We start from the raw sequence: 24,668 nt of genomic DNA on the forward strand, positions 1-24,668 counted from the left end.
GTCACTCCTTCCCGCTGGTGGTGGGCGCGGCGGATCCGGCGGTGGCTGCGGATCCGGCGGCGAAGACGGTGGAGGGGCCGGGCGCGCCGGGGTCAGCGGGCGGGTCACCGGCGACGGCGGTGGCCGCCCCGACCCGGTCGGCCCAGTGCCGCCAGAAGCTGCGCATCGCGCCCTCGTCGATGGAGCGGCCCTGGTTGCCCTGCTTCTCGTTGGCCATGCCCCGGGACATGTCGGACCAGTCGTGGGCCGGGTCGGCCGAGTCGGCGGTGGCGACGATGCCGCGCTGCACCGCCTCGTACGCCTCGATGTCGTCCGGGGTGGCCAGGCCGCCGGGGCCGACGAAGCTGACCATGGTCTTGATCCGCAGCGCGCGCACCGATTCCGGCTCACCGGTCTCGACGAACTGCCAGGCCCGCACGTCGGTACGGTCGGCGGCGACCGGTTCGAGCTGGCGGATGGTCAACGCCTCCAGGTCGAACAGCAGCAGGTTGGGGAAGACGAAGAGGATCCGGCTGGCGTCGGCGATCTCGGCGGCCAGCTCCGGCCCGAGTCGGGCGATCATCTCGTTGCGCTTGGCGACGGTACGGGCCTTCTCCTCATCGCCGAAGCGTGGCTCCCAGACCATGCCGATCCGGCCGTTGTGGCCGGTGAGCACCAGCAGCCCGTGGCCGCCGCCGAGGTCGTAGGCGTACTGGTCGTCGTCGGTGACCGCGAAGCCGGTCTCCCGCAGGTAGCCGACGAAGGTGTTGTGGGTCGGCGCGAAGTGGTAGCCGTCCATGGCGTTCTCGACGGCGAGTTTCCAGTTGCCCTTGACGCTGTAGAGCTGCACGCCGGGCAGGGTCTGCATGCCGTGCGCGCCGATCTTGGCGGTCAGCGACATGTAGTGCGCGGCCGGGCCGAGGTGGGTGAGCAGGTCAGGCACGTCGGGGTCGAACGCGACGAAGACGAAGCCCTCGTGGATCTGCAGCCGGGGCACTTGGCGCAGCCGCATCGACTCGCGGAATCCCGGGTCGTCGGGGTAGCTCTCGTCGCCGGGCAGCGCGGCCAGGTCACCGGAGTTGCTGAACGCCCAGGCGTGGTAGAAGCACTGGAAGAACTTGGTGTTGCCCTCGTTGTGCCGGCACAGGATGGTGCCGCGGTGGGTGCAGGCGTTGAGGAAGACCTTGACCTCGCCGGCGGAGTCGCGGCAGAAGATCAGCGGACGGCCGCCGAGGGTACGGGTCTTGAAGTCGCCGGCGTTGGGGATCTCGGTCTCGTGGCCGAGGTACAGCCAGGTGTGGCCCCAGATCTTGGCGATCTCGTCGCGGAACACACCCGGGTCGCGGTACGCCGAGCGGTGCACCCGGAAGCGCATCGCCTCCCAGTCCTCGTCGATCAGCGCGCCACCGTCGGCTCCGCCGAGCGGTCGCACCGGCGTCTGCTGCGTCATCACCCCACCGCCCTCTTTCGTCCCGTCCGCCCGCCTCGGCGGTGCTACGTCATGCGAGACAGTGTCTCGCACTCCGATGCTGCTATCAGAGCCCTCCACCTGTCAAGAGCAGGGCATTTTCCGTGATCGGGTTACTCACTGTTAACAGGACAGCAACACGTTTCTGCGGGTTCGCCGGAAACGATCCGGTCATCCACCCGTCACCCCGGCCCACCAGCGGCACGCACCGCCGCGCGCCCTGCGCCCGCCGGCCGGGTACCCCTTCCGGAGGAACCGATGCTCCAGCCGCACCAGGGACCGATCGCCGGCGCCCACTACCTGCCGACCACGCCCGAGACCTGCCTGTGGGGCCGGCTGCCCAACCGCAGCCACGCCCCGGTGCTGCGGGTCCGTTCCGGTGAGACCGTGACCATCGACACCCTCAGCCACGAAGGCATCCTCGAAGACCAGGGCCGCGACCCGGTCGGCTACCTCAAGCAGTACGACGTACCCGCCGACGGCGTCCTGACCGACGCCCGCGACCTGGCCGCCTCGGACGTCGCCCACGACTACGACGACGACGGCCCGCACGTGGTCACCGGCCCGATCACCGTCGACGGCGCACAGCCCGGCGACCTGCTCCGGGTCGACGTGCTCGACCTGGCGATCCGGGCCCCGTACGGCTTCGTCAGCAGCCGGCACGGCTACGGCGCGCTGCCCGGTGAGTTCCCGCTCACCCCGGTCGACACCGGGCCGGACAGCGACCCCCGCGAGTACGGCAGCGTCTGCCACTTCACCGAGGTCGTCTCCAGCGGCGGCCGGCTGTACGGCGTACTGCCGTTCGGTGCCGGCCGGGCCGCCCGGTTCCCGCTGGCGCCGTTCCTCGGCCTGATGGGCGTCGCCGTCGACACCGACGAGATGGTGCACTCGGTGCCGCCCGGCGGGCACGGCGGCAACCTGGACATCAACGAACTGCAGGTCGGCTCCAGCCTCTACCTGCCGGTGCAACTGCCCGGTGCCGGCTTCTACGCCGGTGACCCGCACTACGCCCAGGGCGACGGCGAGGTTGCCTTGACCGCCCTGGAGGCGCCGCTGCGGGCCGCTCTGCGGCTGAGCGTCATCCCGGCGGCGCAGGCCACCGCGCTGGTCGGTGCCGGGGAGGCCCCGCTGGCCGAGACCGACACCCACTGGATCCCGGTAGGCCTGGACGCCGACCTCAACGAGGCGATGCGCCGGGCGGTCCGGGCCGCGGTCGACTTCCTGGCCCGCACCCAGGGCATGCCCCGCGACACCGCCCTGGCCTACCTGAGCGCCGCCGCCGACTTCGAGGTCAGCCAGGTCGTCGACGCGGTCAAGGGCGTGCACTGCATGATCCGCAAGGCCGACTTCCCCGCCCAGATCTGACCACTACAGGATGAACGAGACATCACTCTCCGGGCTCCCAGACCGGGGTCAAGGTCAGTCCGTTTCTCGCGGATGGCCGGTGCCTGCGTAGGTTATCCAGGCAGTACGCCGGTCATCGTCCACCAGGTACCAGATCCGGCCGCCGCCGGTGACCTCGTACTGCCACCGCTCGTAGACCTGTCCCTTCCAACTGCCGGTTGCCAGGGAGCCCTTCAGCCGGTGGTGGCGCTCGGTTGGCTGCCGGGCACGCGGTTGCGCCCGGATGGTGTCGTACGCCCGCCGGAGGTTCGCCGCAGCCTGCCGGGCCAACGCCTCCCAGCCGTCGGCAGCCGACGACGTGCCGAAGCGCAACTCGTACTCGGTTCCGACAGCTGGAGGCGCTGCCCGGTCGCCCCGTTTGGGGCTCATTGCCGCTCTTCGGGTGGGTCGACCACGCCCAGGTCGCCTTCCGGTTCCCGGTTGATGATCTCCAGCAACGCCGGGTCGCTGTAGATCTCCGCCGTGTGCCGCCACTGCCCGAGCAGGGTGGCGATCGGAGACAGATTTTCCAGCGAAGCCGCTCCCTGCGCCACGGTGATCAGCTCCGAGAGCAGCTCGTCGACATCTGACTCCGGGAGGAACGTCACCCAGGGCAGCGCCTCCTCGAGGACCCGCCGGACCGCCTCCACCGCCCCGGAACGAACCAGGCCCGCCAGCAGACGGGCGGTGAAGTCGACGACGACGGCCTCTCGTTCAACCTGGTCAGCGCGGACAAGGGCCAGGTCGTCCGCATCGCGACGACGCAGCCGCAACGTACGGACCTCGTTCAGCCGTTCCGCAGCGGCGCCGGGCCGATGCAGGAACTCGCTGAACGGTACTTCCTCATGTACCGCCGCCATGACATCCACACTACCGTGGATGTCATGCGGCTGCCTGGAAGGATCGCCGAGATGAGTCGAGCGTCAGCACCGCGAGCGTCAGCCAGGTGGTACCGGGGCGACTGCCACCTGCACTCGGTGCGGTCGACCGGCGGTGAGCTGGCCCCGGCCCAGCTGACCGCCGCCGCCCGCGCGGCCGGGCTCGACTTCGTCGCCGTCACCGAGCACAACACGACCGACGGGTACGCCGACTGGGTCGACCGCGCCGACGGCCTGCTGGTGATCTGCGGCCAGGAGGTCGTCACCCGTACCGGGCACTGGCTGGCCCTCGGCCTGCCACCCGGGCACCTCGTCGACTGGCGGTACGGCAACGACAACAGCGACGGCGACGACCGGATCGGCCGACAGCTCGACGACGTGCACCGGGCCGGTGGACTGTGCGTGGTGGCGCACCCCTACGCGCCGTACCCGTCGGGCACGTTCGAATACCCGTACCAGGGGTTCGACGCCGTCGAGGTCTGGAACGGACAGTGGGCGTCGGACCTGCCGTGGAACGCCGACAACGAGGCGGCGCTGGCCGACTGGGCCGCCAGCCTGGTCGACTGGGCCCATAGACCCGCCGCCGGTGTCGGCGCTGGCGGTTGGCGGCCGGCGATCGGCAACAGCGACACCCACCTCGCCGGTCAGATCGGCGTCCCGCACACCGTGGTCCGCGCCGCCGGGCGCACTGTGGACGCGCTACTGGCCGGGATCGCCGCCGGTCACAGCTGGATCGCCGGATCGACCAATGTCGACCTGTCGGTGACCGTGTCGGCCGGCGACCGCCGGGCCGACATCGGTGAGCGGCTCGACACCGGCGGTGCCACGGCCACCGTCGAGGTCGAGGTCCGTGGCGTGCCGTCCGGCACGGTCAGCGCCCACACCGACCGGGGTACGGCGTACCGCGTCGTGCTGTCCGCCGACGGTGCCGGCAGCCTCCGGTGGCGCACCGACGCCACGGAGTCGGCGTTCGTCCGAGTCGAGGTGCGCCACCCCGACGGGCGGCCGGCTGCCCTCACCAACCCGGTGACGCTGGTCTGAGCTGGCCGTGGCGTACCGTCGGGCGTGATCTGTTCCGACGCCGACCGGGGTGCGCCATGCGCCGAGGGCTGACCTTCCTGTTCGCGGTGGCCGCCGGTGCCGCCGTCGCCAACCTCTACTGGGCGCAACCGCTGCTCGACCTCATCGCCGCCGACCTCGACGTCACCACCGCGACCGCCGGTCTGCTGGTCACCGCCACCCAGATCGGCTACGCCGCCGGGATCCTGTTCCTGGTGCCGCTGGGCGACATCCTCGACCGACGCCGGCTGGTACCGGTGCTGATGCTCTGCGCGGCGGGCGCCCTGGTGGCGTGTGCGCTCGCGCCCTCGTTCGGCGTACTGCTCGTGGCGATCACCGTGCTCGGGGTGGCCACGGTCTCCGGGCAGTTGCTCACCCCGCTCGCCAGCGATCTCGCCGACGACAGCCGGCACGGCAGCGCGGTCGGTACGGTTGTCGCCGGAATCCTGACCGGCATTCTCGCCTCGCGGACCATCAGCGGGCTGGTCGCCGGCATCGCCGGCTGGCGGGCGATTTTCCTGCTGGCGGCGGTGGCGGCGGTCGGCTTCGCCGTGGTGATGTACCGGGCGATTCCGTCGCTGGCGCCGAAGACCCGGCTGCCGTACCCGGCGCTGATCGCGTCCGTCGCCGCTGTGGTCGCCCGCGACCGCTCCGTCCGGTGGACGTTGGTGCTGTCCGCGACCGGCTTCGCCGCGTTCACCATGTTCTGGACGGCGTTGACGTTCCTGCTCAGTGGCCCGCCGTTCGACTATCCGGTGTCGGTGATCGGGCTGTTCGGCCTCGCCGGTCTGGCCGGCGCGGTCGCCGCACAGCGCAGCGGTCGGCTGCACGACCTGGGCTGGTCGCTGCCCGCCACCGGCGCGGCCTGGGTCGCGGTGCTCGCCTCGTTCGTCACGGCGATCTTCGCCGGACGCAGCGTCCTGCTGGTGATCGTCGTGGTAGTCGCGCTCGACGCGGCGTTGCAGGCGGCCGGAATCCTCAACCAGTTGCGGGTCATGGCCGTCTCACACGAGGCGCGCAGCCGGCTGAACACGGCGTACGTGACGGCCAACTTCGTCGGTGGTGCCGCCGGCTCGGCTGCTGCCGCGATGCTCTGGTCGGCTGGCGGCTGGACGGCGGTGTCGCTGGCCGGGGTGGCGCTGAGCTGTTTCGCCCTGACCCTGTGGGTGGTGGGCCGGCGGCACGCGCTCGTCCCGGTCGACCGACTGGCACGATAGTCAAATCATTTGTATATTCAACCGCGTGACACGTCCGATGAGAGAGCCGACGTTCTGGATCCTGGCCGCGCTGGTCGACCAGCCGCGACACGGATACGGAGTGATTCAACAGGTCACCAAGCTGTCCGGGGGTGAGACACGGCTGCTGGCGGCGACCCTCTACGCCGCGCTGGACCGGCTGGCCGCCGAGGGCCTGGTGGCGGTCGACCGGGAGGAGGCGGTCGACGGACGGCTGCGCCGCTACTACCGACTCACCGACTCCGGCGGTGCCGCGTTGGCCGCCGAGACGCAGCGGCTGAGCCGCAAGGTGGCGACCGCGAACCGGCTGCTGGACGCGCTGCGCCCACCGGCCGGGCCGGCCACGGTGACGTTCGGTTGAGCCCGGCCACGGCCGCGCGGTACCGGCGCTACCGGCTACTCGCCCGCGCCTACCCGCCGGGGCCCCGCCGGGCCGAACTGCTCGACACGATGTTGATGATCGCCGAGGCCACCGGCCGTCGGCGACCGAGCACCCGCGAGGTCCTCAATGTGCTCCGGCACGCCCCCCGGGCCCGGCTGGGCCGACCGGGCAACCGCCTCGTGGTCCCCGTCGCCATCGTCGTCGCGATCCTCAGCGGCTTCGTGGCCGCGTCGCTGACCGCCCGGGCCTTCGGCGAAACCGACCGGCCGCTGCCCAGCACGGCGGAGATGACCGCCATCGCCGAACTGGTCACCCCCGACGTCGAGGATCCACCGCTGCAACGGCACGACCGGGTCTTCGTCAATGGCAACGGCGAGGCCCAGTTCGGTCAGGTCCGGTACCAGGTCGACCACGCCGACCCGGTCCCTGACCTGCGCGCGTACGACGCCGAGGTAGCCGACCGGCTGGCCGCCGACGGTTGGCGGCTCGGCCCGCTCGTCTACTCGGGACACGCCGATCAGCGTACCGCCGAGTTCCTGACCGCGACCAAGGACGGCTGGCTGCTGACCTTCGGCAACGTCTACCAGGCACTGGAGCCGGAAGGCGGCGGTTGGTTCGAGGTCTCGGTACGCCGGATCGAGCCCGCCGGGATGCCGGTCGGATTCGCCGCCGGCGGGCTGGCCGGCATGGTCCTCGGGTGGTTCCTCACCGGTTGGGCGAGTCGCCGTACCGAGCAGCACCCGCAGGCCAGCGGCGTCCTCGCGCTGCTGGCCATCATCGCCGCCGGCACCTCCGCCCCGATAATCAACTCCGTCGTGCAGGACTATCTGACCATCGTCGACCAGGGGTTCACTCTGAGTGAGGGACCGATCTGGTCGTGGACGGTCCCGGGCGACGAAGGACTCCTGCTCCTCGCCCCGACGATCCTCGTCACCGTCGTCGCGGCGGCCATCGTCGCGCTGTGTCGTCCGCCCCACGGCAGTCACCGGCGCCGGCCGGCTACCGACGACCGACCGGGGCTGGCCACCTATCCGACGGCGAGCACCTCGGCCCGGCGCGGGGCACTGGCCATCGCGCCGGGCCGGGTCACCGTCACCGCCGCCGCCCGGCTCGCCCACCGGGCCGCGTCGTCGATCGCCGCGCCGTCGAGCAGCGCGTCGGCCAGCGCCGCGCAGAACGTGTCCCCGGCACCGGTGGCGTCCGCCGCGACGACCGGCTCGGCCGGCACCAGATGCTCCCGGTCGGCGGTCACCACCAGGGCACCGTCGGCGCCGAGGGTGACCACCACCGGTCCCCGGGTGCCCAGCGACCGGGCCATCGCGGCGAGCGAGTCGACGCCCTCCGACGGCCCGGTACCGGCCGGCACCGTCGCGCCGGCCAGCGCGGCCAACTCCCCCCGGTTGGGCACCAGCACGTCGACCCGGGCCAGGGTTTCCGCGTCGATCGGCCGGGCCGGTGCCGGGTTGACCACCACCAGACCCCGGGCGGCGGCCACCACCGCGGCCACCACCGCCGCGTCGACCTCCTGCTGCAGCAGTACGGCCGCAGCGTCACCGATCAGGTCGGCGTACGGCCGCAGGTGCTCCGGGGCGAGCCACATGTTGGCCCCGGAGCTGACCGCGATGGTGCTGTCGCCGTCGGCGGTGACCAGCACGATCGCCTGCCCGGTGGGGCGGGGTGCGCGCAGCACCGCCGAGGTGTCGACGCCTTCGGCGGCCAGCAGCCCGGTCAGCCACTGCCCTTCCGGGTCGTCGCCGACCGCGCCGACCATCGCCACCGACCGGCCCAGTCGGGCGGCGGCCACCGCCTGGTTGGCGCCCTTGCCGCCGCCGGCCCGGGAATGGTCGGCGGCGCTGAGCACCGTCTGCCCGGCGGCGGGCAGCTCGTCGAGGGGCACCACCACGTCGACGTTGAGGCTGCCCACCACCACGATGTCAGTCATCGGCTCACCCCTGAGCGGCGGCGGGACGCCAGGCGTGCGCGAGGAAGTCTGCGCGCGGCGGGGCGAACACGTCCAGGTTGATGCACGGGCCCTCGGTCGGCTCGATGTAGTGCTCGGCGCCGCGCGGAATCAGCAGCATCGACCCGGGACCCATGTCGTGCGGTACGCCGTCGACGTAGTAGTTGCACCGCCCGCCGAGGATCATCACCAGCTGGTCGAAGTCGTCGTGGGTGTGCGGGTTGAGCGCCATGCCGACGGCGAGTTCGTGCCAGGCGAGGACCACCTCGTCGGTGGCGTACACCTTGCGTCGCACGCCGGGGCGCACGTCGGTGGCGGGGATCTCGTCCCAGTTGACCGAGGTGCGGTAGAGCTGCGGGTTCAGCACGTCCGGGCTCCCTTCGAGGGCTGGCTCAATTGTCAGTGGCGAGTTGGCGCAGGCCGGCACCGAGCAGCTGCAGGTCGGAGCCGGCGACCAGATAGTTGGCACTGGCGAGGCCGTACCGGCGCAGGATCTCGTCGGACCGGCCCGGCGCCCACCCGCCCAGGGTGACCCCGGCGGCGCGGGCTGCGTCGGCGATCTCACCGACCCGGCGCAGCAGCGGTGCCTGGTCGTCGGTGGTGGCCAGGCCGAGGCTGACCGCCAGGTCGGTGGTGCCGGCGAACGCCACGTCGACGCTGGGGCTGCCGTCCGGGCTGGCAAGCAGGTCAGGCAGCGGGTCGTCGGTGTCGGCGGTCTCGATCTGGGCGACCAGCAGCGGCGGGTCGGCTGTCTCGGCGGCCAGGTAGGCGTCCAGGCCGGCGGACCCGTAGCCGGCGGCCGGGTGGGCGAGGCTGATGCTGCGCCGGCCGGTCGGCGCGTACCGGACGGCGGCCTGCAGTGCGTCGAGCTGCGCGCGGGCGCGGACGGTGGACAGCTGCACCCCGGCAGCTCCGGCCTCCAGCAGCCGGTTCACCTGCGCCGGGTCGACCGCTGCCAGCCGTACCAGGGCCGGCAGGCCGAGCAGCGCGGCGTGCCGCAACTGCCCGGCGGCGGTCCGCTCGTCCAACCCGGAGTGCTCCAGGTCGACCACGACGAAGTCGAGGCCGGCCTGGGCGGCCAGCTCGACCGCGTCGGTGCCGGGCAGTTTGAGAAACGTGCCGACCACCCGCCGGCCGCGCCGCAGCCGCTCGCGCAGCGCGGCCCGGCCGGTGTGCACCCCGGTGCGCATCGGGTCGGTCCTCAGCTGGCCCGGCCGGCGGCACCGGCCTGGTCGGTGGGCAGGCCGCGCCACGGTACGGTCGGCACCCGCTCGCCGGCGAGCAGCACCACTTCCGGTTCCAGCCGGGGGGCGGTGATCTGGTTGCCGGCCGCGTCGGGCAGCACCGCCTCGTCGGCGTCGGCGAGCACGGTGACGTGCGCCGGGCCGCCTTCGACGAGGCTGCCGTAGCCTTCGGCGTCCAGGCCGGTCAGCCGGGCCGGGGCGCTGGTCACCCGGGGCACGATCTGCTCCATGCTCATGCCCAGCGCGCGCAGCTTGGCCATGCTGGTGACCAGGTCGAACACCGGGCCGCGCCAGTTGCGGGCCGAGGTGTCCGAGGTGATCACGTCCGGGTAGAAGCCCTGCGCGATCGCCGGTTCGGCCACCTTGAAGCTGAGGTTGCTCTTGCCGTGCGCCGACTCGAACAGCACGCCACGCTCACGGGCGGCGTACACCTCGGGCAGCACGGTGCCGTCGGCCAGGATGCCGTACGGCTTGCCGGTGTAGCAGTGCGCGACGACGTCGCCGGGGCGCAGCATCTCCAGCACGGCCGGCAGCGGCTCCGGGGTCTCCCCGATGTGGATCATCAGCGGCAGGCCGGCGTCGGCGGACAGCTCCAGCGAACGCTTGAGCAGCGGTCGCCAGTTGTGCCCGACGACGTCCTCGGAGAGCCGGATCTTGAAGCCGCGGACCCGGTGCGGGTTGGCGGCGGCGACCGCGAGGGCGTCCTCGGGGACCAGGGTGTCCGGGTTCATCAGCTCGCCGAACCGGAAATCGATCAGCCCGAGCACGCTGACGTTGAGGAAGTTGACCAGCCGCAGCTTCGCCGGGGCTGCGACGTACCGCTCGAAGGCGGCGAAGGTGGAGGCACCGACGGTGCCGGCGTCGCAGGCGGCGACGACGCCCCGGTGCAGGTGCGCCTCGTCCGGCGGGGCACCGACCTTGGACACCTCGGCGAAGATGTGGGTGTGCCCCTCGACCAGGCCGGGCAGCACGTACCGGCCGGCGCAGTCGACCACCTCGCGGGCGTCGGCGGCCAGGCCGGGGGCGATCCGGGCGATCCGGTCGCCGGTCACCGCGACGTCGACGACCTGGCTGGCGCCGGTGGCGGAGTCGAAGACCTCACCACCGGCCAGCACCAGGTCGTACCGGGGAGCATTCTCAGTCATCGGTCAGCGGACTTTCTGTGCGAAGGAGAGACGGGGCCACCGCGTCGGGGGCGCCGTCGGAGGTTGCGGCAGGCTCGTCGTCGGAGATTTCGCCGTCGGGGGTTTCGGCGCAGAACCGGGTACGCAGCGGCAGTACCCCGCCGACGGAGACCTCGACCAGGTCGCCGGGGCGCAGGAAGCAGCCCCGGTCCTGGCCGGTGCCGGCCGGGGTGCCGGTGAGCACCACGTCGCCCGGTTCGAGGATCACGTACTTGGTGATCCAGGCGAGCAGCTGCGGCACCGGGAAGATCAGGTCGGCGCTGGTGGCCTGCTGGCGTACCTCGCCGTTGACGGTGGTCCGCACTTCGATGGCGTCGCGGTCGGCGACGGCGGCGATGTCCAGCACCGACGTGCCCAGCGCGCCGAAGCCGGGGAAGCTCTTGGCCAGCGTCGGGTTGGCCGAGGCGGCCATCACGTCCCGGGCGGTCAGGTCGTTTGCGGCGGTGATCGCGGCGACGTGCGACCAGGCATGCTCGGCCGGCGTACGGTGCATCCGGGCCCCGATGACCAGCGCGATCTCGCCTTCGTAGTCAGGCTGGGTACTGATCGAGCTGGGCAGCGCCACGGTGGCGTCCGGGCCGGATCCGGCGCTGGCCGACTTGAGGTAGAGCACCGGTTCGGTGGGGACGGCCCGGCCGGCGGCCCGCGCCTTGCAGTGGTAGTTGAGGCCGACTCCCCACACCGCCCGGGTGCTGCCCAGCGGGGCGACCAGCTCGGCGGTGACGCTGTCCAGTGGCAGCCGGTCGCGGGCCGGCGCGGTGGCGGCCGGGGCCAGACCTCCGCCGGCCCGCAGCAGCTCGGCGACGTCGCGGTACGGCAGGTCGAGCAGTTCGACGGTGCCGTCGCCGCAGATCCGGGCCAGACCGCGCCGGGTGGCGAGCAGTTGCAGGCCGGGGGCGCTCACGTGGCGTCCGAGGAGTGGCCGGGTACGGTGCTCAGCGCCGGGTTGACCAGCGGTGCCAGGTTGTTGACGGCGGCGGCGGCCTCACCGAAGCCGACCGAGATCAGCCGGACCTTGCCGGGGTAGTCGGTGACGTCACCGGCGGCGTAGACCCGGGGCAGGTTGGTCCGCATCGACCGGTCGACGGTGATGTGCCGTTTGGTCATCTCCAGCCCCCACTGCCGCATCGGGCCGAGGTCGGCGATGAAGCCGAGGGCCGCCACCACCGCCTGGGCGGGCAGCTCCTCGCGGCCGTCGCCGCGTACCTCGCTGATCGTGACCGAGGTGAGCTGTGGGTCGCCGGCGACGCCGCTGACCTCGTACGGGGTGACCACCCGCACGCTTGAGGCGTGCAGTTGCTCGACGCTGCGTTCGTGGGCGCGGAACTGCGGCCGGCGGTGCACCAGGGTGACGCTGGCGGCGTACGGCTCCAGGGCGAGCGCCCAGTCGACGGCGGAGTCGCCGCCGCCGACCACGACGACCTGCTGTCCGGCGAGTTCCTCCAGCCGGGGCACGAAGTAGCGCAGCCCACGGCCGAGGTAGTCGCTGCCGACCGGCAGCTCACGCGGGGTGAAGGTGCCGATCCCGGCGGTCAGCAGGACCGCCTTGGCGCGTACCCGGCTGCCGGTGTCGGTGCCGATCAGCACGTGGTCGGTGGCGTTGGTCAGCTCCACGGCGCTCTCGCCCAGCAGGAAGGTGGGTTTGGCGGTGGCGGCCTGGGTGAGTAGGTCGTCGACGAGCTGTTGACCTTTGATCGCCGGCAGGCCGGCGATATCGTAGATGTCCTTTTCCGGGTAGAGGGCAGCGATCTGTCCGCCCGGTTCGGGCAGCGAGTCGATGATCGCCACGGTCATCCCACGGAAGCCGGCGTAGTAGGCGGCGTACAGGCCGGCCGGGCCGGCGCCGATGATGGCCAGGTCGACGTCGTGTTCGGCGGTCATGAGCCGGTGCTCCCGGCGACGGCCGGGTGGTCGCGACCGACCCGGCCGATCTTGCGGGCGCCGCCGGGGGCACCGAGCTCGCTGAAGAACTCGGCGTTGATCGGGCCGAAGTGTGCCTGGTCGGCCGGCAGGTCCTCCAGGTGGAAGATCGAGGTGACCGGGCAGACCGGTTCGCACCGGCCGCACTCGACGCACTCGTCGGGGTTGATGTACATCATCCGGTCGCCCTCGTAGATGCAGTCCACGGGGCATTCCTCGACGCAGGAGCGGTCCTGTACGTCCACGCATTCGTCGGTGACCACGTAGGTCATCGGTCCTCCCGCATCAGTGGGGCCTTTCGCCGTCCTGCTCGCGTCTCGCGCCTCTGCGACCTGCGGTTATCTGGTTGGACAGCGGCGTCGTTGATGTGACGTCACGCTAGAGACCCCACCCTGGCTATGTCAACATGCGAGACGTCATCTTGGATAACTGTCACGGGAGTGATGGGATGAGGCGATGAGCGAGAACCGGATCGTCGACGCCCTGACGGTGCTGGCCGCCGGGCCGAGCCCGTACGGGCAGGAGTTGGCCACCGCCGAACGACTGGCCGGCTGGGGCAGCGCCCGCTGGCCGGAGCTGGCCTGGCGGGTCGACCGGCTGCCGGCCACCACCGAGCTGCCGCGCAGCGCCAACCTCGTGGTCAGCGCCGGCCACGGCGACGCACCGGAGCTGCTGATCTGCTCCCACCTCGACACCTCCCTTACCGGTGACCCTGAGTTCGACGAGCCGGTGACCGGCTCGTCCGGTCCGGCGGGTGGACTGCGCCGCTCGCTCGGACCGAACGGCGATGCCCTGGTAGACGGCTTCGGTCTCGGGGTCGCCCGAGCCGCCGCCGCGACCGCGCTGGTCGGTTTCGTCGCCGCCGCCGAGGCGCTGCGGGCGGCCGACCGGCCGCACCGGCTGACCCTGCTGCTGGCCGCCGCCGGGACCCACCGGTACCACCTGTCGCATCCGCCGGCGGATCCCGATGCCTTGCATCCGAACGCGAATGCCGGCGCCGTGACCCGGCAGCAGCCCGGCGGTGTGGCCCGGTACCTGGACCGGTACCCGCCACCGGCGGCGGCGGTGCTGGCCAAGACCAGTCCGCCGGGCGTGCTGACCGCCGAACCGGGCGCCCTGTACCTGCGGGTACGGCTGACCGGCCAGTTCCATCCGGTGCTGGCCCGCGAGCACGCGGTGCCGCCCGGCGGCCTGATCACCCATCTCGGCGTGGTGATCGAGGCGTTGGAGGCCTTCCGGCGGCGGCACCTGGCTGCCCGGGCCGATCCGACCGCTGCGGTCGGCGCGGAGGTCGGCATCGGCGCGGTACGCGCCGGCCAGCCGGCCAAGCCGGATCTGCTGCCGGGCCGGCTTGACCTGCACCTGTACCTGGTGACGGTGCCCGGTGACGATCCGGCGCGGATCCGCGACGAGGTGCAGGCCGTCGTCACCGCCGCGACCGCCGGCACCCCGCTGGCCGACTGCCCGGTCTCGGTGGACGGGCAACTGGTCCACCCGGCTGCGGCGACGGCACCGGACGCGCCGATCGCCCGGCACGCGTACGACGCATGGACGGCGGCGTACGGTGAACAGCCACCGCCGGTCCTCGGCTGGACCGGTTCGACCGACGGGGTGGTGCTGCGCGGTCGGGGCGTGCCGACGGTACGGCTGGGACCGCCCGGTCGCGGCGCCGATCCCGCCGATCCCCGACGGGACCGGTACGCGCTGGCCGATCTGCGGATGTTCGCCGGTATATATGCGGACATCGCGGTACGGCACACCGGCACCATCGACAGCGCAGGGTACCGTATGGCATGATGCTGTCTCACTTTCCGTACGCGTTCCGGCCGCCCGCACCTACCCCCGTCCGGTGCGCACGCCCCGCCGCTTCCGACCAGGAAGCCAGATAAGGAAGCCAGATGGCGGACGACAGCTCTCCCGCCGAGGTGAGCCCCCCGGTGCTCGCCGAACCGAGCACCCCGGCGATCCAGACCGTGCAGCGTGCCGCGGTGATCCTCAACGCGTTCACCGCCGCCCGTCCCCGGCTGAGCCTCAACGAGCTCACCGCCAGCCTCGGCACCAGCAAGGCCACCGCGCACCGCTACACCAAGGCGCTGCGGGAGAGCAACCTGCTGCGCTACGACGAACGCGAGGGCCTCTACTCCCTCGGCCCGCAGATCCTCACCCTGTCCGCCGCCGCCCGCGCCGCCATGCCGGTGATCAGCATCGCCGGGCCACACATGCAGCAGCTGGTCCGCGAGGTCGACGAGACCGTGGTGCTCAGCGTCTGGGACGGCGACACGGCGGTGGTGGTACGCGCCGACGACAACACCGACCGGGTGATCCGGGTCAGCGTCCGCACCGGGTCCCGACTGTCACGCACCGAGTCCGCCCAGGGCCGGGTGTTCTGCGCGTTCCTGCCGGCGGAGGACGTCCCCGGGCTGGCCGCCGATTTGGCGGCCTCGGCCGAGCTGCGCCACGAGGTCGACAAGATCCGCCGCACCGGCATCTCCGCCAACACCCCGTCGGTCAACGGGGTACGCAGCATCGCCGCGCCGATCTTCCGGGGCCAGACGCTGATCGCCGCGATGGCGATCGTCGGCACCACCACGTCGGTGCCGGAGGGCACCGACAGTCCGCTGGCCGCCGCCCTGCAGCGCGCCGCCGCCGTGGTCACCGCCGAACTGGGCAGCGTCGCCGGCAACGGCCACCAGCCGCCGGGCGATCCCGGGCGCAACGGCCACCAGCAGGGTGGCAACGGGCGGACCAGCCACCAGCAGGGTGGCAACGGGCGGATTAGCCGGCGTTAACCGGCGATCGCCCCCAACGTCTCGGACAGCTCCCCCGCGACCTGCCGCAGATGATCCGCCGCCTCGGCCTGTGCCGTACCGGCCAACGCCACGCTGGTGCCGAGCACCGCGAGCGCGGCGACCACCTGGGTACGTTCGAACACCGGGGCGGCGATCACCCGTACCCCGAAATCCTCCGGTGAGTTGACCGCGACGCCGTCGCGGCGGACCTGCGCGACCACCTCCCGCAGCGCGGCGGACAGCCGCAGCTGCCGGGCCACCACCGGGTTCTCGGCGGGCGGCAGGTACGCGCAGAACACCCGGCCCTGGGCCGAACGGGTCAGCTCCAACGGCGAGCCGGTACGCACGCTGAGCCGCACGTCCCCGCTGGTGTTGTCCATGCACCGGACCACCGTCGGCGCCTCGCCGTTCCAGATGCTCAGCACCGAGGTCTGGTTGGTGTCGCGGGTCAGCCGGTCGAGGTAGGGCTCGGCGACGGTGACGATCGGCAGCGCGGCGCGGGCCGCCGCCTCCATCGCCAGGATCTGCGGCCCCAACGTGTAGGTGGCGGTGGCGACGTCGAACCGCAGCAGATTGGCGGCGCGCAGCGCCCGCGCGTACCGGTGTGCGGTGGCCCGGCTGATCGCCAGGTCGGCGGTCAACTCGGCCAGAGTGAGCCGGGGCCGTTCCACGGTGAACGCCCGCAGGATCGTCGCGGCGCGCTGCACCGTCTGGATGGCCGGCCCGTCGCCGGTCACCTCGCTCGCCTCACCCGCCGCCCGACCCGTGACCACCACGGCGCCACTCTACCGAGCCCTACGCCACCGGCGGGATAAGCCGGCCGACGGGACCAGCCAGTCGGCAGGAATCAGCCAGCCGATAGGAATCAGCTAGCGGCGGCGATCTGTCGGTGCACCTCGGCGCTGTCCCAGTAGTCGACCCGGCGGGCGATCAGCCCGTCGGCGTCCACCTGGAAGCGGAACATGCCCCGGATGCGGACCGGCGCGCGGCCGGCCGACACCAGCCGGAACGACATCCGGTACGCCACCGCCGCCCGGTCGCCCTCGACCAGCAGGTCCTCGACCTCGTAGTGCAGGTCGGCGAACTCGGCGAGAAAGCCGTCCAGCCGGGCGCGGTACGCGGCCCGGCCGGTGACGGTGCGGCCCAGCGCCGCGGTGTGCTCGTTGACGAACCCGGGACTGACGCAGCCGGCGACCGCGTCGGCATCCCGCGCGTTGAGCGCGGCCAGGTACCGCCGCACCGCGTCGCGGGTGCGTCCGCCGGTCAGCTCCCCCACAGCCGCCGTACGGTGTCGAACACCTGCTGGTCGTGGGAGATCTCGATGACGTTGCCGTCCGGGTCCTTCAACGCGCAGATGTAGCCGACCGGCGGCGGCATCTGCCGCGGCTCCCAGTGCAGGCAGCCCAGCTCACGGGCGCGTTCGGCGATCTCGTCGACGTCGGACCGGTTCGGCACCTCGATGCCGATGTGCGCGAACGGGTGCAGCAGCCCGAGCTGGCCGCCCTTGTCCTTGTTGAACGAGACCAGCACCAGCACGAACGGCGTCTCGACCTGCTTGTCGTTGGAGAGCCAGACGCTCTCGCCGTCGGCGTCGGCGAAGCGCTCCACCACCACCAGCGGGGTGAGCGAGGTGTAGAACGAGATGGCCTTGTCGAGGTCGCCGGTGGGCAGTGCCACGTGCGTCCATCGGGCGTGGGTAAGGCCGGTCGCCACGGGAACCTCCAATTGCCGAAATGTCTGTTGCAGCGCGTCTACCAGGCTATTCGGCACGCTAGCCGGGATCCATGTGCCGGGGACACAAACCCGGCGATCGGCCTTCGAGCCGCGGCAACGGTGCCGCCGTCGGTGGTCGGGTGACAGGCTGGCGGCGGGAGGTCCTGATGCAGTACCGCAGACTTGGCGGCACCGGCGTCGAGGTGAGCACGCTCTGCCTCGGCGCGATGATGTTCGGTGCCTGGGGCAACAGCGATGAGCAGGAATGCCGGCGGATCGTCGGGGAAGCGCTCGACGCCGGGATCAACGTCGTGGACACCGCCGACGTGTACGCGCACGGCGAGTCCGAGCGGATCCTCGGCCGGGCGCTGCGTGGGCGGCGCGATGACGTCGTGCTGGCCACCAAGTTCCACGAGCCGATGGGGGACGACCGCAACCGACGCGGCAACTCACGGCGTTGGATCCGGCAGGCGGTCGAAGCGAGTCTGCGCCGGCTCGGCACCGACCGGATCGACCTCTACCAGGTGCACCGGCCCGACCCGGGCACCGACATCGACGAGACCCTCGGTGCGCTGTCCGATCTGATCCGCGAGGGCAAGGTGCTGATGGTCGGCTCCTCGGCGTTCCCCGCCGAGGAGATCGTCGAGGCGCAGTGGGTCGCCCAGCGACGGCAGCGGGAACGGTTCACCACCGAACAGCTGCCGTACTCGATCATGGCGCGGGGGGTGGAGGCCGGGGTGCTGCCGACCTGCCGGCGGCACCGGCTCGGGGTGCTCGCCTTCAGCCCGCTCAACGGCGGCTGGCTGACCGGCAAGTACCGCTCCGCCGAGGTCCCCGCCGACTCACGGGCCGGACGCAACGCCGACCACTTCGACTTCCGCGACGCGGCCGCCCGGCAGCACAAACTCGACATCGTCGGCGAGCTGGAGAAGCTGGCCGCGCAGGCCGGGCTGAGCCTGATCGAGCTGGCCCTCGGTTTCGTGCTGAGCCACCCGGCGGTGACCAGCGCCATCATCGGCCCGCGCACGCTGCCCCAGCTGCGCAGTCAGCTCGGTGCCGGGGAGCTGACCGGGCTGCCCGCCGCAGTGCTGGACCGCATCGACGAGCTGGTGCCGCCAGGACACAACGTCAACCCGGCCGACGCCGGCTACCGGCCGCCGGCACTCACCGACCCGGCGTTGCGCCGCCGGGACTGACCCCGCCAGGACAACGGTCAGGCGGCGCGGACCAGCAGCAGCACCACCGTGACCAGGTAGACCACCGGGATGGCGACGCCCTCGAAGCCGACCCCCCGGCGTTCGCGCATGATCAGGCCGGCGGCGAGAGTCACAGTGAGCAGCGTGGTCGACCCGGCGAGGAGCAGACCGGCGGAGGCCGCGTCGGTGTAGACCGACCCCGGCCGGTACGCCGCGTCGGCGAGGAAGATCATCAGTGAGTCGAACGCGTTGCCGCCGAGAATGTTGCCGATCCCCAGGGTCAACGCTCCGATCCGGACCGCCGCGATCAGGGTGACCAGTTCCGGCAACGACGTGATCGCGGTGGTGACGGTGAACCCGACGAAGCCGCTGGGCAGTCCGGTCGCCGCGATCACCCCCAGGCCGCCCTGCCCGATGAGGTAGCCGGTGCCGCCGACGACGGCGGCGAGCGCGGCCAGCCGCCACCACAGCCGGCGGGTGCTGGGCGCACCGTCGGCGTCGCCGTCGGCGTCGCCGTCGGGGTCGTCCGGGACGTCCTGCCGGGTGTCCGAGGTCTGCTCGGCCCGCCACATCGGGTTCTGTCGCAGCCGGCGGACCAGGTGCAGTCCGTACAGGTAGAGGACCGGAATCAGCAGGCTTGCCGGATGCACCCAGCCGAGAGTCAGGCCGGGCGTGGCGTAGGCGACGATCGGCAGGCAGAGCAGCGCCACCAGCACCAGCGCCTGCATGATGTTCTCCAGCGAGGCGGCCGCGTGTTCGATGTTCGACCGCCGGTAGAGCAGATCGGCGATGGCCAGCCAGACCGTCTGTACGGCGATGCCGCCGATCGGGTTGGCGATTGCGAACTGGGCGTCGCCCTGCCAGGCACCGATCGCGGTGGTGGCGATGCCGGGCAGCGAGGTGACCGCGCCGAGCAGCAGTGCTCCGGCGACGGCCTCGCCCATCCCGGTCCGGTCGGCGAGGGTGTCGGCCGTCGCCGCCAGGGACTTGCCGGCGAAGACGATGACCAGCAGGGCGACCGCGAGCGCCGCGATGCTCGGTGCCAGCGGCCAGGTCGACCCGGTCATCGGTGCCGGCGATCGGCTCGCGGTCGGGCTGAGTGGCGCTCGCCCTGCCGCTGCGCGGCGGAGCGCTCGCCCTGCGGCGGGGCGGCGGTCGGTCGGATCATGCCGGTCCTCTACCCCGGCGCGGTGACGGCGAACCGCCGCCACCGCGCCGACCCGGGGCCGCAGACCGCCACCGCACCCGGGCCCCGGATTCCGGCCCGTACCGGGCCGGGGTCAGGTGGTGCCGCGCTGGAACGGTTTGGCCAGCGCTCTCGGTTCCCGGTGCTGGGTGGCGAAGACCAGCATGGCCAGCAGCGCCAGCAGGTACGGCGCGGCGATGAGCAACTGCGAGTTGATGGTCACCCCGAGCGCCGGCAGCGCCAGCCGCATCGCGTCGGCGAGGCCGAACACCGCGCAGCCGACCATGGTCCGACCGAGCCGCCAGGCACCGAAGATCACCGCGGCGATCACCAGGTAGCCACGGCCGGCGGTCATGTTCTGGTTGAACGAGCCGACCTCGCCGACCGCCAGGTAGGCGCCGCCGAGCCCGGCGAGCAGACCACAGAACAGCAGCGCCTGCCGGCGCCGGTGGTTGACCCGGATCCCGCTGACGTCGGCGGCCTGCGGGTTCTCCCCGACCGCCCGTAGCTCCAGGCCCCACCGGCTGCGTTCCACCAGCCACCAGGTGAGCGGTATCGCGATCAGCAGCAGGTACGCCGGCCAGCGCTGCACGAACAGCATCGGTCCGATGATCGGGATGTCGCGCAGCACCGGGATGTCCACCCGCCACACCTGGTGCCCGGTGAAGCTGCTGATGGTGATCAGGTAGCTGGTCAGGCCGAGCACCAGCGCGTTGAGCACCAGACCGACGACGAACGTGTTGATCTGGGCCCGGTGCGACAGGTTGGCGTGCAGCACGGCGACCAGCACGCCGACGAGCGCGCCGGCGGCCAGCCCGATGGTGGCGCTGCCGGTGGCGCTGGCCACCGCGATCGAGCCGAACGCCGCGCCGAGCATCATGCCCTCGACCGAGATGTTCAGCGTGCCGGCGCGCTGCGCCACGTACTCGCCGCAGGCGGCGAAGGCCAACGGGATGGTCAGCCGCGCCCCACTGGACAGAATGGTGGCGATGTTGTCGGCGGCGCTCATGCCGGCCTGCCTTCCATGGTGGTCTTCTCGCTACCGGTCGACCCGTTACCGGTCTTGTCGCTACCGGTCTTGTCGCTACCGGACGCCTCCGGGACGTCGATCGCCGGCACCTCGGTGCCGGCTGCCGCCGGCTCTCCCGTCGACGGGGTCGGGGTCGGCAGGCCACCGGTCGGCGGCGGGGTGCCGGCCGGCTCACCGCCGGCCCGCCGCCGGCGCAGCAGGGCGATCACCGCCGGCGGCGCCACGAACGCCAGCACCAGCAGCGCCTTGACCACGTCGACCAGGAACGACGGCACCCCGGTGGCGGCCAGGAAGCTGGCTCCGGCGCGCAGCACGCCGAACAGCACCGCCACCGGGATGGCCAGCAGCGGATTGTTCCGGGCGACCAGGGCGACCAGCAGGCCGTCCCATCCGAGGTTCAACGACATCCCCGGCTGCAGTCGGTGGCTGCCGATCGGGCTGGTCAGCAGCAGCGCGCCGGCCAGCCCGGCGAAGGCTCCCGAGATGGCCAGCGCCATCCCGCCGAGGGCGCCGACCCGGACCCCGGCGTGCTGGGCGGTGACCGGGTTGAGTCCGAGCATCTTGAGCCGGAACCCCCACCGGGTCCGGGTCATCGCCAGGCTGATCGCCACCGCGATCAGGACGGCCAGGATCAAACCACCGTTGACCTGCAGGTTCGGGTACTCGCCGAGGGAGGCGAGCCGGGCGTTCTCCGGCAGCGGGTTGGACTGCGGCGAGACCACCCCGGTGCCCAGTCGCGACTCCTGCAGCAGCCACGGGGTGTTGACCGCGAACGCCACCAACTGCTGGGCCAGGAAGGTCATCAGCAGCGTGCTGACCACCACGTTGACCCCTCGGAAGCGGTACATCAGCGCGCTCAGCCCGGCCCAGCCGCCGGCCGCGAGCAGGGCCGCCAGCAGCACGACGACCAGCAGCAGCGGCCCGGGCAGGGCAAGTCGCAGGCCGACCCAGGCGCCGGCCAGCGCCCCGATCAGCACCTGGCCCTCCTGGCCGATGTTGAAGAAGCCGGACCGGGCGCTGACGCAGGCGCCGACCGCGACCAGCAGCAGCGGCGCGACGTAGAGCAGCGAGTTGCTCCATGCTCGCGGGCTGGCCATGCTGCCCTGGTAGAGCGCCTGCACTGAGGCGCTCGGTGAGCCGCCGGTGACCGCGATCAGCAACGCGGACAGGCCGAGGGCGACGGCGACCGTGACCACCGTCGCCGCGGTGACCTGCCAGCCGCCGGGGCCGGGGGTGAGCCGGGCCAGCAGCCGCCGGCCGGCCGGGTCCGGGCCGGTCAAGGTGGCCATCAGTGGCTCACCCCGCCGACCAGCATCCCGAGGCGTTCCGCGGTGGCCTCGGCGGGGTCGAGCACCCCGACGATCCGACCCGAGGAGATCACCGCCACCCGGTCGGACAGGGCCATCACCTCTTCGAGTTCGGTGGAGATCAGCAAAACCGCCACCCCTTCCGCGGCGGCCTGCCGCAGCCGCACGTACATGTCTTCGATCGCGCCGACGTCCAGCCCGTGGGTGGGCTGGGCGGCGATCAGCACCTTGGGTCCGGCGGACAGCTCCCGGGCCAGCACCACCCGCTGCTGATTGCCGCCGGAGAGGCTGCGCACCGGGGTGTCCGGGGACGGGGCGATGATGTTGAACTCGGTCATCCGCTGCCGGGCGATCTGCTGGATCCGCCGCCGACTGAGCACCCCGCCGGTGCCGGAGACCCCGGCCAGCGACTTCATCACCAGGTTCTCGGCGATGGTCATGTCCAGCACCACGCCTGAGCGGTGCCGGTCCTCGGGCACGATGCCGAGTCCGGCGGTGTGCAGCGCGCCGGCCCGGTCGAGCTCGACCGGCTCGCCGCCGATCTCGACGGTGCCGGAGTCGGGCACCACCAGCCCGGACAGCAGATCACCGAGGGTGGCCTGGCCGTTGCCTTCGACGCCGTACAGGCCGACGATCTCCCCCGGTGCGACGTCGAGGTTGAGCGCGTCGAGGATCCGCAGCTCGCCGAGGAGCACGGTGACGTCGCGCAGTCGCAGCACCGGCGGGGAACCGGCCGTCGCCGGCTCGGCCGGTCCGTCGGCGGGTTGCCCCGCCTCCTGGTCACCGGCCGGCCGGTCATCTACTGGCTGGTCCCCTGCCGGCCGGTCGCCGGAACGTTCGACCGGCAGCATGCCCAGCGCGGCGCTCTCCGCGCGCAGCGACACCTCCCGGCCGACCATCTGCCGGGCCAGCAGCTGCGGGGTGGTCTGCGCGGTCGGCCCGTGGAAGACGACCGCCCCTCGGCGCAGCACGGTGACCTGGTCGGTGGCCGCGATGATCTCGGCCAGCTTGTGGCTGATCAGGATGACCGCCCGGTTCTCCGCCTGCACCACCCGGCGCAGCACGGTGAACAGTTCGGCCGACTCGGCCTGGGTGAGCACCGATGTCGGTTCGTCCAGGATCAGCACCGACGGGTCGCGGCGCAGACACTTGATCAGCTCGACCCGCTGCCGTTCCCCGGCGGAGAGCCGGTCCACCCGGGCCATCGGGTCGATCGGCAGGCCGTACCGCTGGGCGACCTGCTCGACCTGGGCGCAGGCCGCGCCCTTGTCGACCCGGCCACTGTCGCCCATGATCACGTTCTCCCAGACGGTGAGCGGGTCGATCAGGCTGAAGTGCTGGTGCACCATGCCCAGCCCCAGATCGGCCGCCCGCTGCGGGGTGTCGATCTCCGCCGGCTCGCCGTCGCGCAGGATGCTGCCGGCGTCCCGGTGCACCAGCCCGAGCAGGATCTTCATCAGGGTCGACTTGCCGGCCCCGTTCTCGCCGAGGAGGCCGTGGATCTCGCCGGGTCGTACGGCGAGATCCACGGCGTCGCAGGCGACGACCGGACCGTAGCGCTTGCTCACTCCGCGCAGGGTGAGCGCCGGCGCCGTGTGGTCGTCGGTGTGCACAGTCCGTTCCACCTCGATAGTCGGGTCAGCAAGTGGTTTCCGATGTGCGGTCGGTGGCGGGTCAGCCGCCGAGCCGCTCCACCTCGGCGGCGGTGTCGATGTTGCCCTCGGCCACGTCGGTGACGAAGGCCTCCATCCGCTCGGTCTGCTCCGCCGTCGGGTCGCAGATCTTGATCGCCGGGTACGGGTCGATGCCGATCTGCCACACCTTGGTGGTGCCCATTTCCAGCTCGCCCTCGGCGAACAGGGTCAGCGCGGCGGCGAAGTAGGCACCCGGGTCGAAGATGACCGAGATGTCGAACTCCGGCTCGGTCGAGTCACACCGGTCGGTGCCCGGGGTCAGGGTGATCGCGCCGCCCTCGTTGGCAAGTTCGGCTGCGGCGTCGGTGGCCCCACCGAGGTACGGGTAGACCACGCTGACGCCCTGGTCGATCTGCGCCTGCACGGCCTCCCGGGCCTTTGCGGAGTCGTTGAAGTCACCGGTGTAGGTGATCACCAGCTCGGCCTCGGGGACCACCATCCGGATCCCGGCCTTGAAGGCCCGGGCGGCGTTGATCGCGAAGTCGACCTCCATGCCGGTGACGAAGCCGGCCTTGGTGTCGCCGTTCTCCTCCATCAGCAGACCGGTGGCGTACCCGGCGGCGAGCATGCTCTGGTTCGGGTCGTCGCTGGAGATGACGATCTCCGGGGTCTGCGGGATGTTCTCCGACGACGGCACGTACCAGGCGACGTTCTCGCAGGCCGGCTCCTCGGAGGCGGGGATGGCGTCCTTGAGCTCGGAGGCGCCCAGCGCCACCATGTCGACGCCCTGCTGGCACAGCGCCCGGGCCGAGCTGAGCGCCTCGGTCGGCGGCACCGAGCCCCGCTTGATGACCTCCCAGCCCTGCTCGTTGGCGAACCGCTCGGCTTCGGCGACAAAGCTCTCGTAGTAGCCGTTGTCATTGATGTCACCGGGGCTGAGCACCCCGATCAGCACCTTGCCGTCGCCGTTGACGTCCGGCTGGCCGGCGATGACGGTGCCGCCGCCCTCGGAGCCGGCCGGGTCCGGCGCGGTGGCGTCGTTGTCGGCGCAGCCGACCAGGGCGAGGCTGACGGCGCCGGCGAGCAGCGCCGCCGCACCCTTTCCGATCCTTATTGTCACA

Annotated in this window: 26 protein-coding genes; 7 read left to right on the top strand and 19 right to left on the bottom strand. The window is 72.1% G+C overall.

Annotation, left to right across the window (positions count from 1 at the left end):
- Position 1 precedes the first annotated feature (1 nt).
- Entirely contained in the window at positions 2-1,429 is a 1,428-nt protein-coding gene (locus tag ACN27J_RS12195; RefSeq protein ID WP_421366078.1) for an aromatic ring-hydroxylating oxygenase subunit alpha, read from the bottom strand.
- Positions 1,430-1,705: 276 nt separating this feature from the next.
- On the opposite strand from ACN27J_RS12195, the gene ACN27J_RS12200 reads away from it, so the two are divergent.
- On the top strand, positions 1,706-2,812 hold the full coding sequence (locus ACN27J_RS12200; protein ID WP_421366080.1) for an acetamidase/formamidase family protein: 1,107 nt from the start codon (positions 1,706-1,708) through the stop codon (positions 2,810-2,812).
- Between the two features lie 54 nt (positions 2,813-2,866).
- Here ACN27J_RS12200 and ACN27J_RS12205 read toward each other — a convergent pair whose 3' ends face one another.
- Positions 2,867-3,220 carry a hypothetical protein gene (locus ACN27J_RS12205; RefSeq protein WP_421366082.1) on the bottom strand — a complete coding sequence of 118 codons (354 nt, stop codon included), beginning with the start codon at positions 3,218-3,220 and terminating at the stop codon, positions 2,867-2,869.
- Positions 3,217-3,690: a hypothetical protein gene (locus ACN27J_RS12210; RefSeq protein ID WP_421366084.1), complete on the bottom strand. Its 474-nt coding sequence runs from the start codon at positions 3,688-3,690 to the stop codon at positions 3,217-3,219. The genes ACN27J_RS12205 and ACN27J_RS12210 overlap by 4 nt, the downstream gene beginning before the upstream one ends.
- Positions 3,691-3,741: 51 nt before the next feature.
- Here ACN27J_RS12210 and ACN27J_RS12215 point away from each other — a divergent pair, with 51 nt between their 5' ends.
- From ACN27J_RS12215 to ACN27J_RS12225, 3 genes are read left to right on the top strand one after another with little or no spacing between them, the layout of a single operon-like run.
- Entirely contained in the window at positions 3,742-4,749 is a 1,008-nt protein-coding gene (locus ACN27J_RS12215; RefSeq protein ID WP_421366085.1) for a CehA/McbA family metallohydrolase, read from the top strand.
- Between the two features lie 56 nt (positions 4,750-4,805).
- Positions 4,806-5,984: an MFS transporter gene (locus tag ACN27J_RS12220; protein WP_421366087.1), complete on the top strand. Its 1,179-nt coding sequence runs from the start codon at positions 4,806-4,808 to the stop codon at positions 5,982-5,984.
- Between the two features lie 37 nt (positions 5,985-6,021).
- Positions 6,022-6,363, top strand: a complete 342-nt coding sequence (locus ACN27J_RS12225; protein WP_421372212.1) for a PadR family transcriptional regulator — start codon at positions 6,022-6,024, stop codon at positions 6,361-6,363.
- A 35-nt stretch (positions 6,364-6,398) separates the two neighbouring features.
- On the opposite strand, the gene ACN27J_RS12230 is transcribed toward ACN27J_RS12225, so the two are convergent.
- From ACN27J_RS12230 to fdxA, 8 genes are read right to left on the bottom strand one after another with little or no spacing between them, the layout of a single operon-like run.
- Entirely contained in the window at positions 6,399-7,361 is a 963-nt protein-coding gene (locus ACN27J_RS12230; protein WP_421366090.1) for a hypothetical protein, read from the bottom strand.
- A gap of 50 nt (positions 7,362-7,411) precedes the next feature.
- Positions 7,412-8,326, bottom strand: a complete 915-nt coding sequence (locus ACN27J_RS12235; protein ID WP_421366092.1) for a ribokinase — start codon at positions 8,324-8,326, stop codon at positions 7,412-7,414.
- 4 nt (positions 8,327-8,330) lie between these two features.
- Positions 8,331-8,711 carry a cupin domain-containing protein gene (locus tag ACN27J_RS12240; protein ID WP_421366094.1) on the bottom strand — a complete coding sequence of 127 codons (381 nt, stop codon included), beginning with the start codon at positions 8,709-8,711 and terminating at the stop codon, positions 8,331-8,333.
- Between the two features lie 25 nt (positions 8,712-8,736).
- On the bottom strand, positions 8,737-9,534 hold the full coding sequence (locus tag ACN27J_RS12245; protein WP_421366096.1) for an HpcH/HpaI aldolase family protein: 798 nt from the start codon (positions 9,532-9,534) through the stop codon (positions 8,737-8,739).
- A gap of 11 nt (positions 9,535-9,545) precedes the next feature.
- Positions 9,546-10,733 (bottom strand): hypothetical protein, encoded by a 1,188-nt coding sequence (locus ACN27J_RS12250; RefSeq protein ID WP_421366099.1) that lies wholly within the window; start codon positions 10,731-10,733, stop codon positions 9,546-9,548.
- Complete coding sequence (locus tag ACN27J_RS12255; RefSeq protein WP_421366100.1) at positions 10,726-11,676, bottom strand: fumarylacetoacetate hydrolase family protein; 951 nt, start codon at positions 11,674-11,676, stop codon at positions 10,726-10,728. The genes ACN27J_RS12250 and ACN27J_RS12255 overlap by 8 nt, the downstream gene beginning before the upstream one ends.
- On the bottom strand, positions 11,673-12,653 hold the full coding sequence (locus ACN27J_RS12260) for an NAD(P)/FAD-dependent oxidoreductase (protein ID WP_421366103.1): 981 nt from the start codon (positions 12,651-12,653) through the stop codon (positions 11,673-11,675). Before ACN27J_RS12260 ends, ACN27J_RS12255 begins: the two co-directional genes overlap by 4 nt.
- Positions 12,650-12,964, bottom strand: a complete 315-nt coding sequence (fdxA, locus tag ACN27J_RS12265; RefSeq protein WP_421366105.1) for a ferredoxin — start codon at positions 12,962-12,964, stop codon at positions 12,650-12,652. The genes ACN27J_RS12260 and fdxA overlap by 4 nt, the downstream gene beginning before the upstream one ends.
- A gap of 184 nt (positions 12,965-13,148) precedes the next feature.
- On the opposite strand from fdxA, the gene ACN27J_RS12270 reads away from it, so the two are divergent.
- Positions 13,149-14,489: a hypothetical protein gene (locus ACN27J_RS12270; RefSeq protein ID WP_421366107.1), complete on the top strand. Its 1,341-nt coding sequence runs from the start codon at positions 13,149-13,151 to the stop codon at positions 14,487-14,489.
- A gap of 101 nt (positions 14,490-14,590) precedes the next feature.
- Positions 14,591-15,481: an IclR family transcriptional regulator gene (locus tag ACN27J_RS12275; RefSeq protein WP_421366109.1), complete on the top strand. Its 891-nt coding sequence runs from the start codon at positions 14,591-14,593 to the stop codon at positions 15,479-15,481.
- Here ACN27J_RS12275 and ACN27J_RS12280 read toward each other — a convergent pair.
- The 3 genes from ACN27J_RS12280 to ACN27J_RS12290 all read right to left on the bottom strand — a co-directional run bounded on the left by ACN27J_RS12280 (position 15,478) and on the right by ACN27J_RS12290 (position 17,194).
- On the bottom strand, positions 15,478-16,257 hold the full coding sequence (locus tag ACN27J_RS12280) for an IclR family transcriptional regulator (RefSeq protein WP_421366111.1): 780 nt from the start codon (positions 16,255-16,257) through the stop codon (positions 15,478-15,480). The genes ACN27J_RS12275 and ACN27J_RS12280 overlap by 4 nt on opposite strands.
- A gap of 89 nt (positions 16,258-16,346) precedes the next feature.
- Positions 16,347-16,757, bottom strand: coding sequence for an ester cyclase (locus ACN27J_RS12285; RefSeq protein WP_421366114.1), 411 nt, complete (start codon positions 16,755-16,757; stop codon positions 16,347-16,349).
- A complete protein-coding gene (locus tag ACN27J_RS12290) occupies positions 16,745-17,194 on the bottom strand; it encodes a VOC family protein (protein WP_421366116.1) in 450 nt (149 codons plus the stop codon). Before ACN27J_RS12290 ends, ACN27J_RS12285 begins: the two co-directional genes overlap by 13 nt.
- Positions 17,195-17,361: 167 nt before the next feature.
- Here ACN27J_RS12290 and ACN27J_RS12295 point away from each other — a divergent pair, with 167 nt between their 5' ends.
- Positions 17,362-18,390, top strand: coding sequence for an aldo/keto reductase (locus ACN27J_RS12295; protein ID WP_421366118.1), 1,029 nt, complete (start codon positions 17,362-17,364; stop codon positions 18,388-18,390).
- 17 nt (positions 18,391-18,407) lie between these two features.
- Here ACN27J_RS12295 and ACN27J_RS12300 read toward each other — a convergent pair whose 3' ends face one another.
- From ACN27J_RS12300 to ACN27J_RS12320, 5 genes are all read right to left on the bottom strand, one after another.
- Positions 18,408-19,457 (bottom strand): sodium:calcium antiporter, encoded by a 1,050-nt coding sequence (locus ACN27J_RS12300; RefSeq protein ID WP_421366120.1) that lies wholly within the window; start codon positions 19,455-19,457, stop codon positions 18,408-18,410.
- A gap of 213 nt (positions 19,458-19,670) precedes the next feature.
- Complete coding sequence (locus ACN27J_RS12305; RefSeq protein ID WP_278170807.1) at positions 19,671-20,585, bottom strand: ABC transporter permease; 915 nt, start codon at positions 20,583-20,585, stop codon at positions 19,671-19,673.
- Positions 20,582-21,895, bottom strand: coding sequence for an ABC transporter permease (locus tag ACN27J_RS12310; protein ID WP_421366122.1), 1,314 nt, complete (start codon positions 21,893-21,895; stop codon positions 20,582-20,584). The genes ACN27J_RS12305 and ACN27J_RS12310 overlap by 4 nt, the downstream gene beginning before the upstream one ends.
- Positions 21,895-23,538 carry an ABC transporter ATP-binding protein gene (locus ACN27J_RS12315; RefSeq protein WP_421366124.1) on the bottom strand — a complete coding sequence of 548 codons (1,644 nt, stop codon included), beginning with the start codon at positions 23,536-23,538 and terminating at the stop codon, positions 21,895-21,897. The genes ACN27J_RS12310 and ACN27J_RS12315 overlap by 1 nt, the downstream gene beginning before the upstream one ends.
- Positions 23,539-23,587: 49 nt before the next feature.
- Entirely contained in the window at positions 23,588-24,667 is a 1,080-nt protein-coding gene (locus ACN27J_RS12320; RefSeq protein WP_421366126.1) for a BMP family ABC transporter substrate-binding protein, read from the bottom strand.
- Position 24,668: the final 1 nt, after the last annotated feature.

This window comes from Solwaraspora sp. WMMB762, assembly GCF_049179115.1.
Taxonomy (GTDB): Bacteria; Actinomycetota; Actinomycetes; order Mycobacteriales; family Micromonosporaceae; genus Micromonospora_E.

What these genes read in the sequence shown, in the direction of transcription:
- fdxA (WP_421366105.1), bottom strand. Translation starts at nt 12,964, where the DNA reads ATGACCTACGTGGTCACCGACGAATGCGTGGACGTACAGGACCGCTCC.
- ACN27J_RS12210 (WP_421366084.1), bottom strand. Translation starts at nt 3,690, where the DNA reads ATGGCGGCGGTACATGAGGAAGTACCGTTCAGCGAGTTCCTGCATCGG.
- ACN27J_RS12195 (WP_421366078.1), bottom strand. Translation starts at nt 1,429, where the DNA reads ATGACGCAGCAGACGCCGGTGCGACCGCTCGGCGGAGCCGACGGTGGC.
- ACN27J_RS12250 (WP_421366099.1), bottom strand. Translation starts at nt 10,733, where the DNA reads ATGACTGAGAATGCTCCCCGGTACGACCTGGTGCTGGCCGGTGGTGAG.
- ACN27J_RS12270 (WP_421366107.1), top strand. Translation starts at nt 13,149, where the DNA reads ATGAGCGAGAACCGGATCGTCGACGCCCTGACGGTGCTGGCCGCCGGG.
- ACN27J_RS12205 (WP_421366082.1), bottom strand. Translation starts at nt 3,220, where the DNA reads ATGAGCCCCAAACGGGGCGACCGGGCAGCGCCTCCAGCTGTCGGAACC.
- ACN27J_RS12200 (WP_421366080.1), top strand. Translation starts at nt 1,706, where the DNA reads ATGCTCCAGCCGCACCAGGGACCGATCGCCGGCGCCCACTACCTGCCG.
- ACN27J_RS12235 (WP_421366092.1), bottom strand. Translation starts at nt 8,326, where the DNA reads ATGACTGACATCGTGGTGGTGGGCAGCCTCAACGTCGACGTGGTGGTG.
- ACN27J_RS12300 (WP_421366120.1), bottom strand. Translation starts at nt 19,457, where the DNA reads ATGACCGGGTCGACCTGGCCGCTGGCACCGAGCATCGCGGCGCTCGCG.
- ACN27J_RS12310 (WP_421366122.1), bottom strand. Translation starts at nt 21,895, where the DNA reads ATGGCCACCTTGACCGGCCCGGACCCGGCCGGCCGGCGGCTGCTGGCC.
- ACN27J_RS12305 (WP_278170807.1), bottom strand. Translation starts at nt 20,585, where the DNA reads ATGAGCGCCGCCGACAACATCGCCACCATTCTGTCCAGTGGGGCGCGG.
- ACN27J_RS12295 (WP_421366118.1), top strand. Translation starts at nt 17,362, where the DNA reads ATGCAGTACCGCAGACTTGGCGGCACCGGCGTCGAGGTGAGCACGCTC.
- ACN27J_RS12260 (WP_421366103.1), bottom strand. Translation starts at nt 12,653, where the DNA reads ATGACCGCCGAACACGACGTCGACCTGGCCATCATCGGCGCCGGCCCG.
- ACN27J_RS12220 (WP_421366087.1), top strand. Translation starts at nt 4,806, where the DNA reads ATGCGCCGAGGGCTGACCTTCCTGTTCGCGGTGGCCGCCGGTGCCGCC.
- ACN27J_RS12245 (WP_421366096.1), bottom strand. Translation starts at nt 9,534, where the DNA reads ATGCGCACCGGGGTGCACACCGGCCGGGCCGCGCTGCGCGAGCGGCTG.
- ACN27J_RS12225 (WP_421372212.1), top strand. Translation starts at nt 6,022, where the DNA reads ATGAGAGAGCCGACGTTCTGGATCCTGGCCGCGCTGGTCGACCAGCCG.
- ACN27J_RS12275 (WP_421366109.1), top strand. Translation starts at nt 14,591, where the DNA reads ATGGCGGACGACAGCTCTCCCGCCGAGGTGAGCCCCCCGGTGCTCGCC.
- ACN27J_RS12215 (WP_421366085.1), top strand. Translation starts at nt 3,742, where the DNA reads ATGAGTCGAGCGTCAGCACCGCGAGCGTCAGCCAGGTGGTACCGGGGC.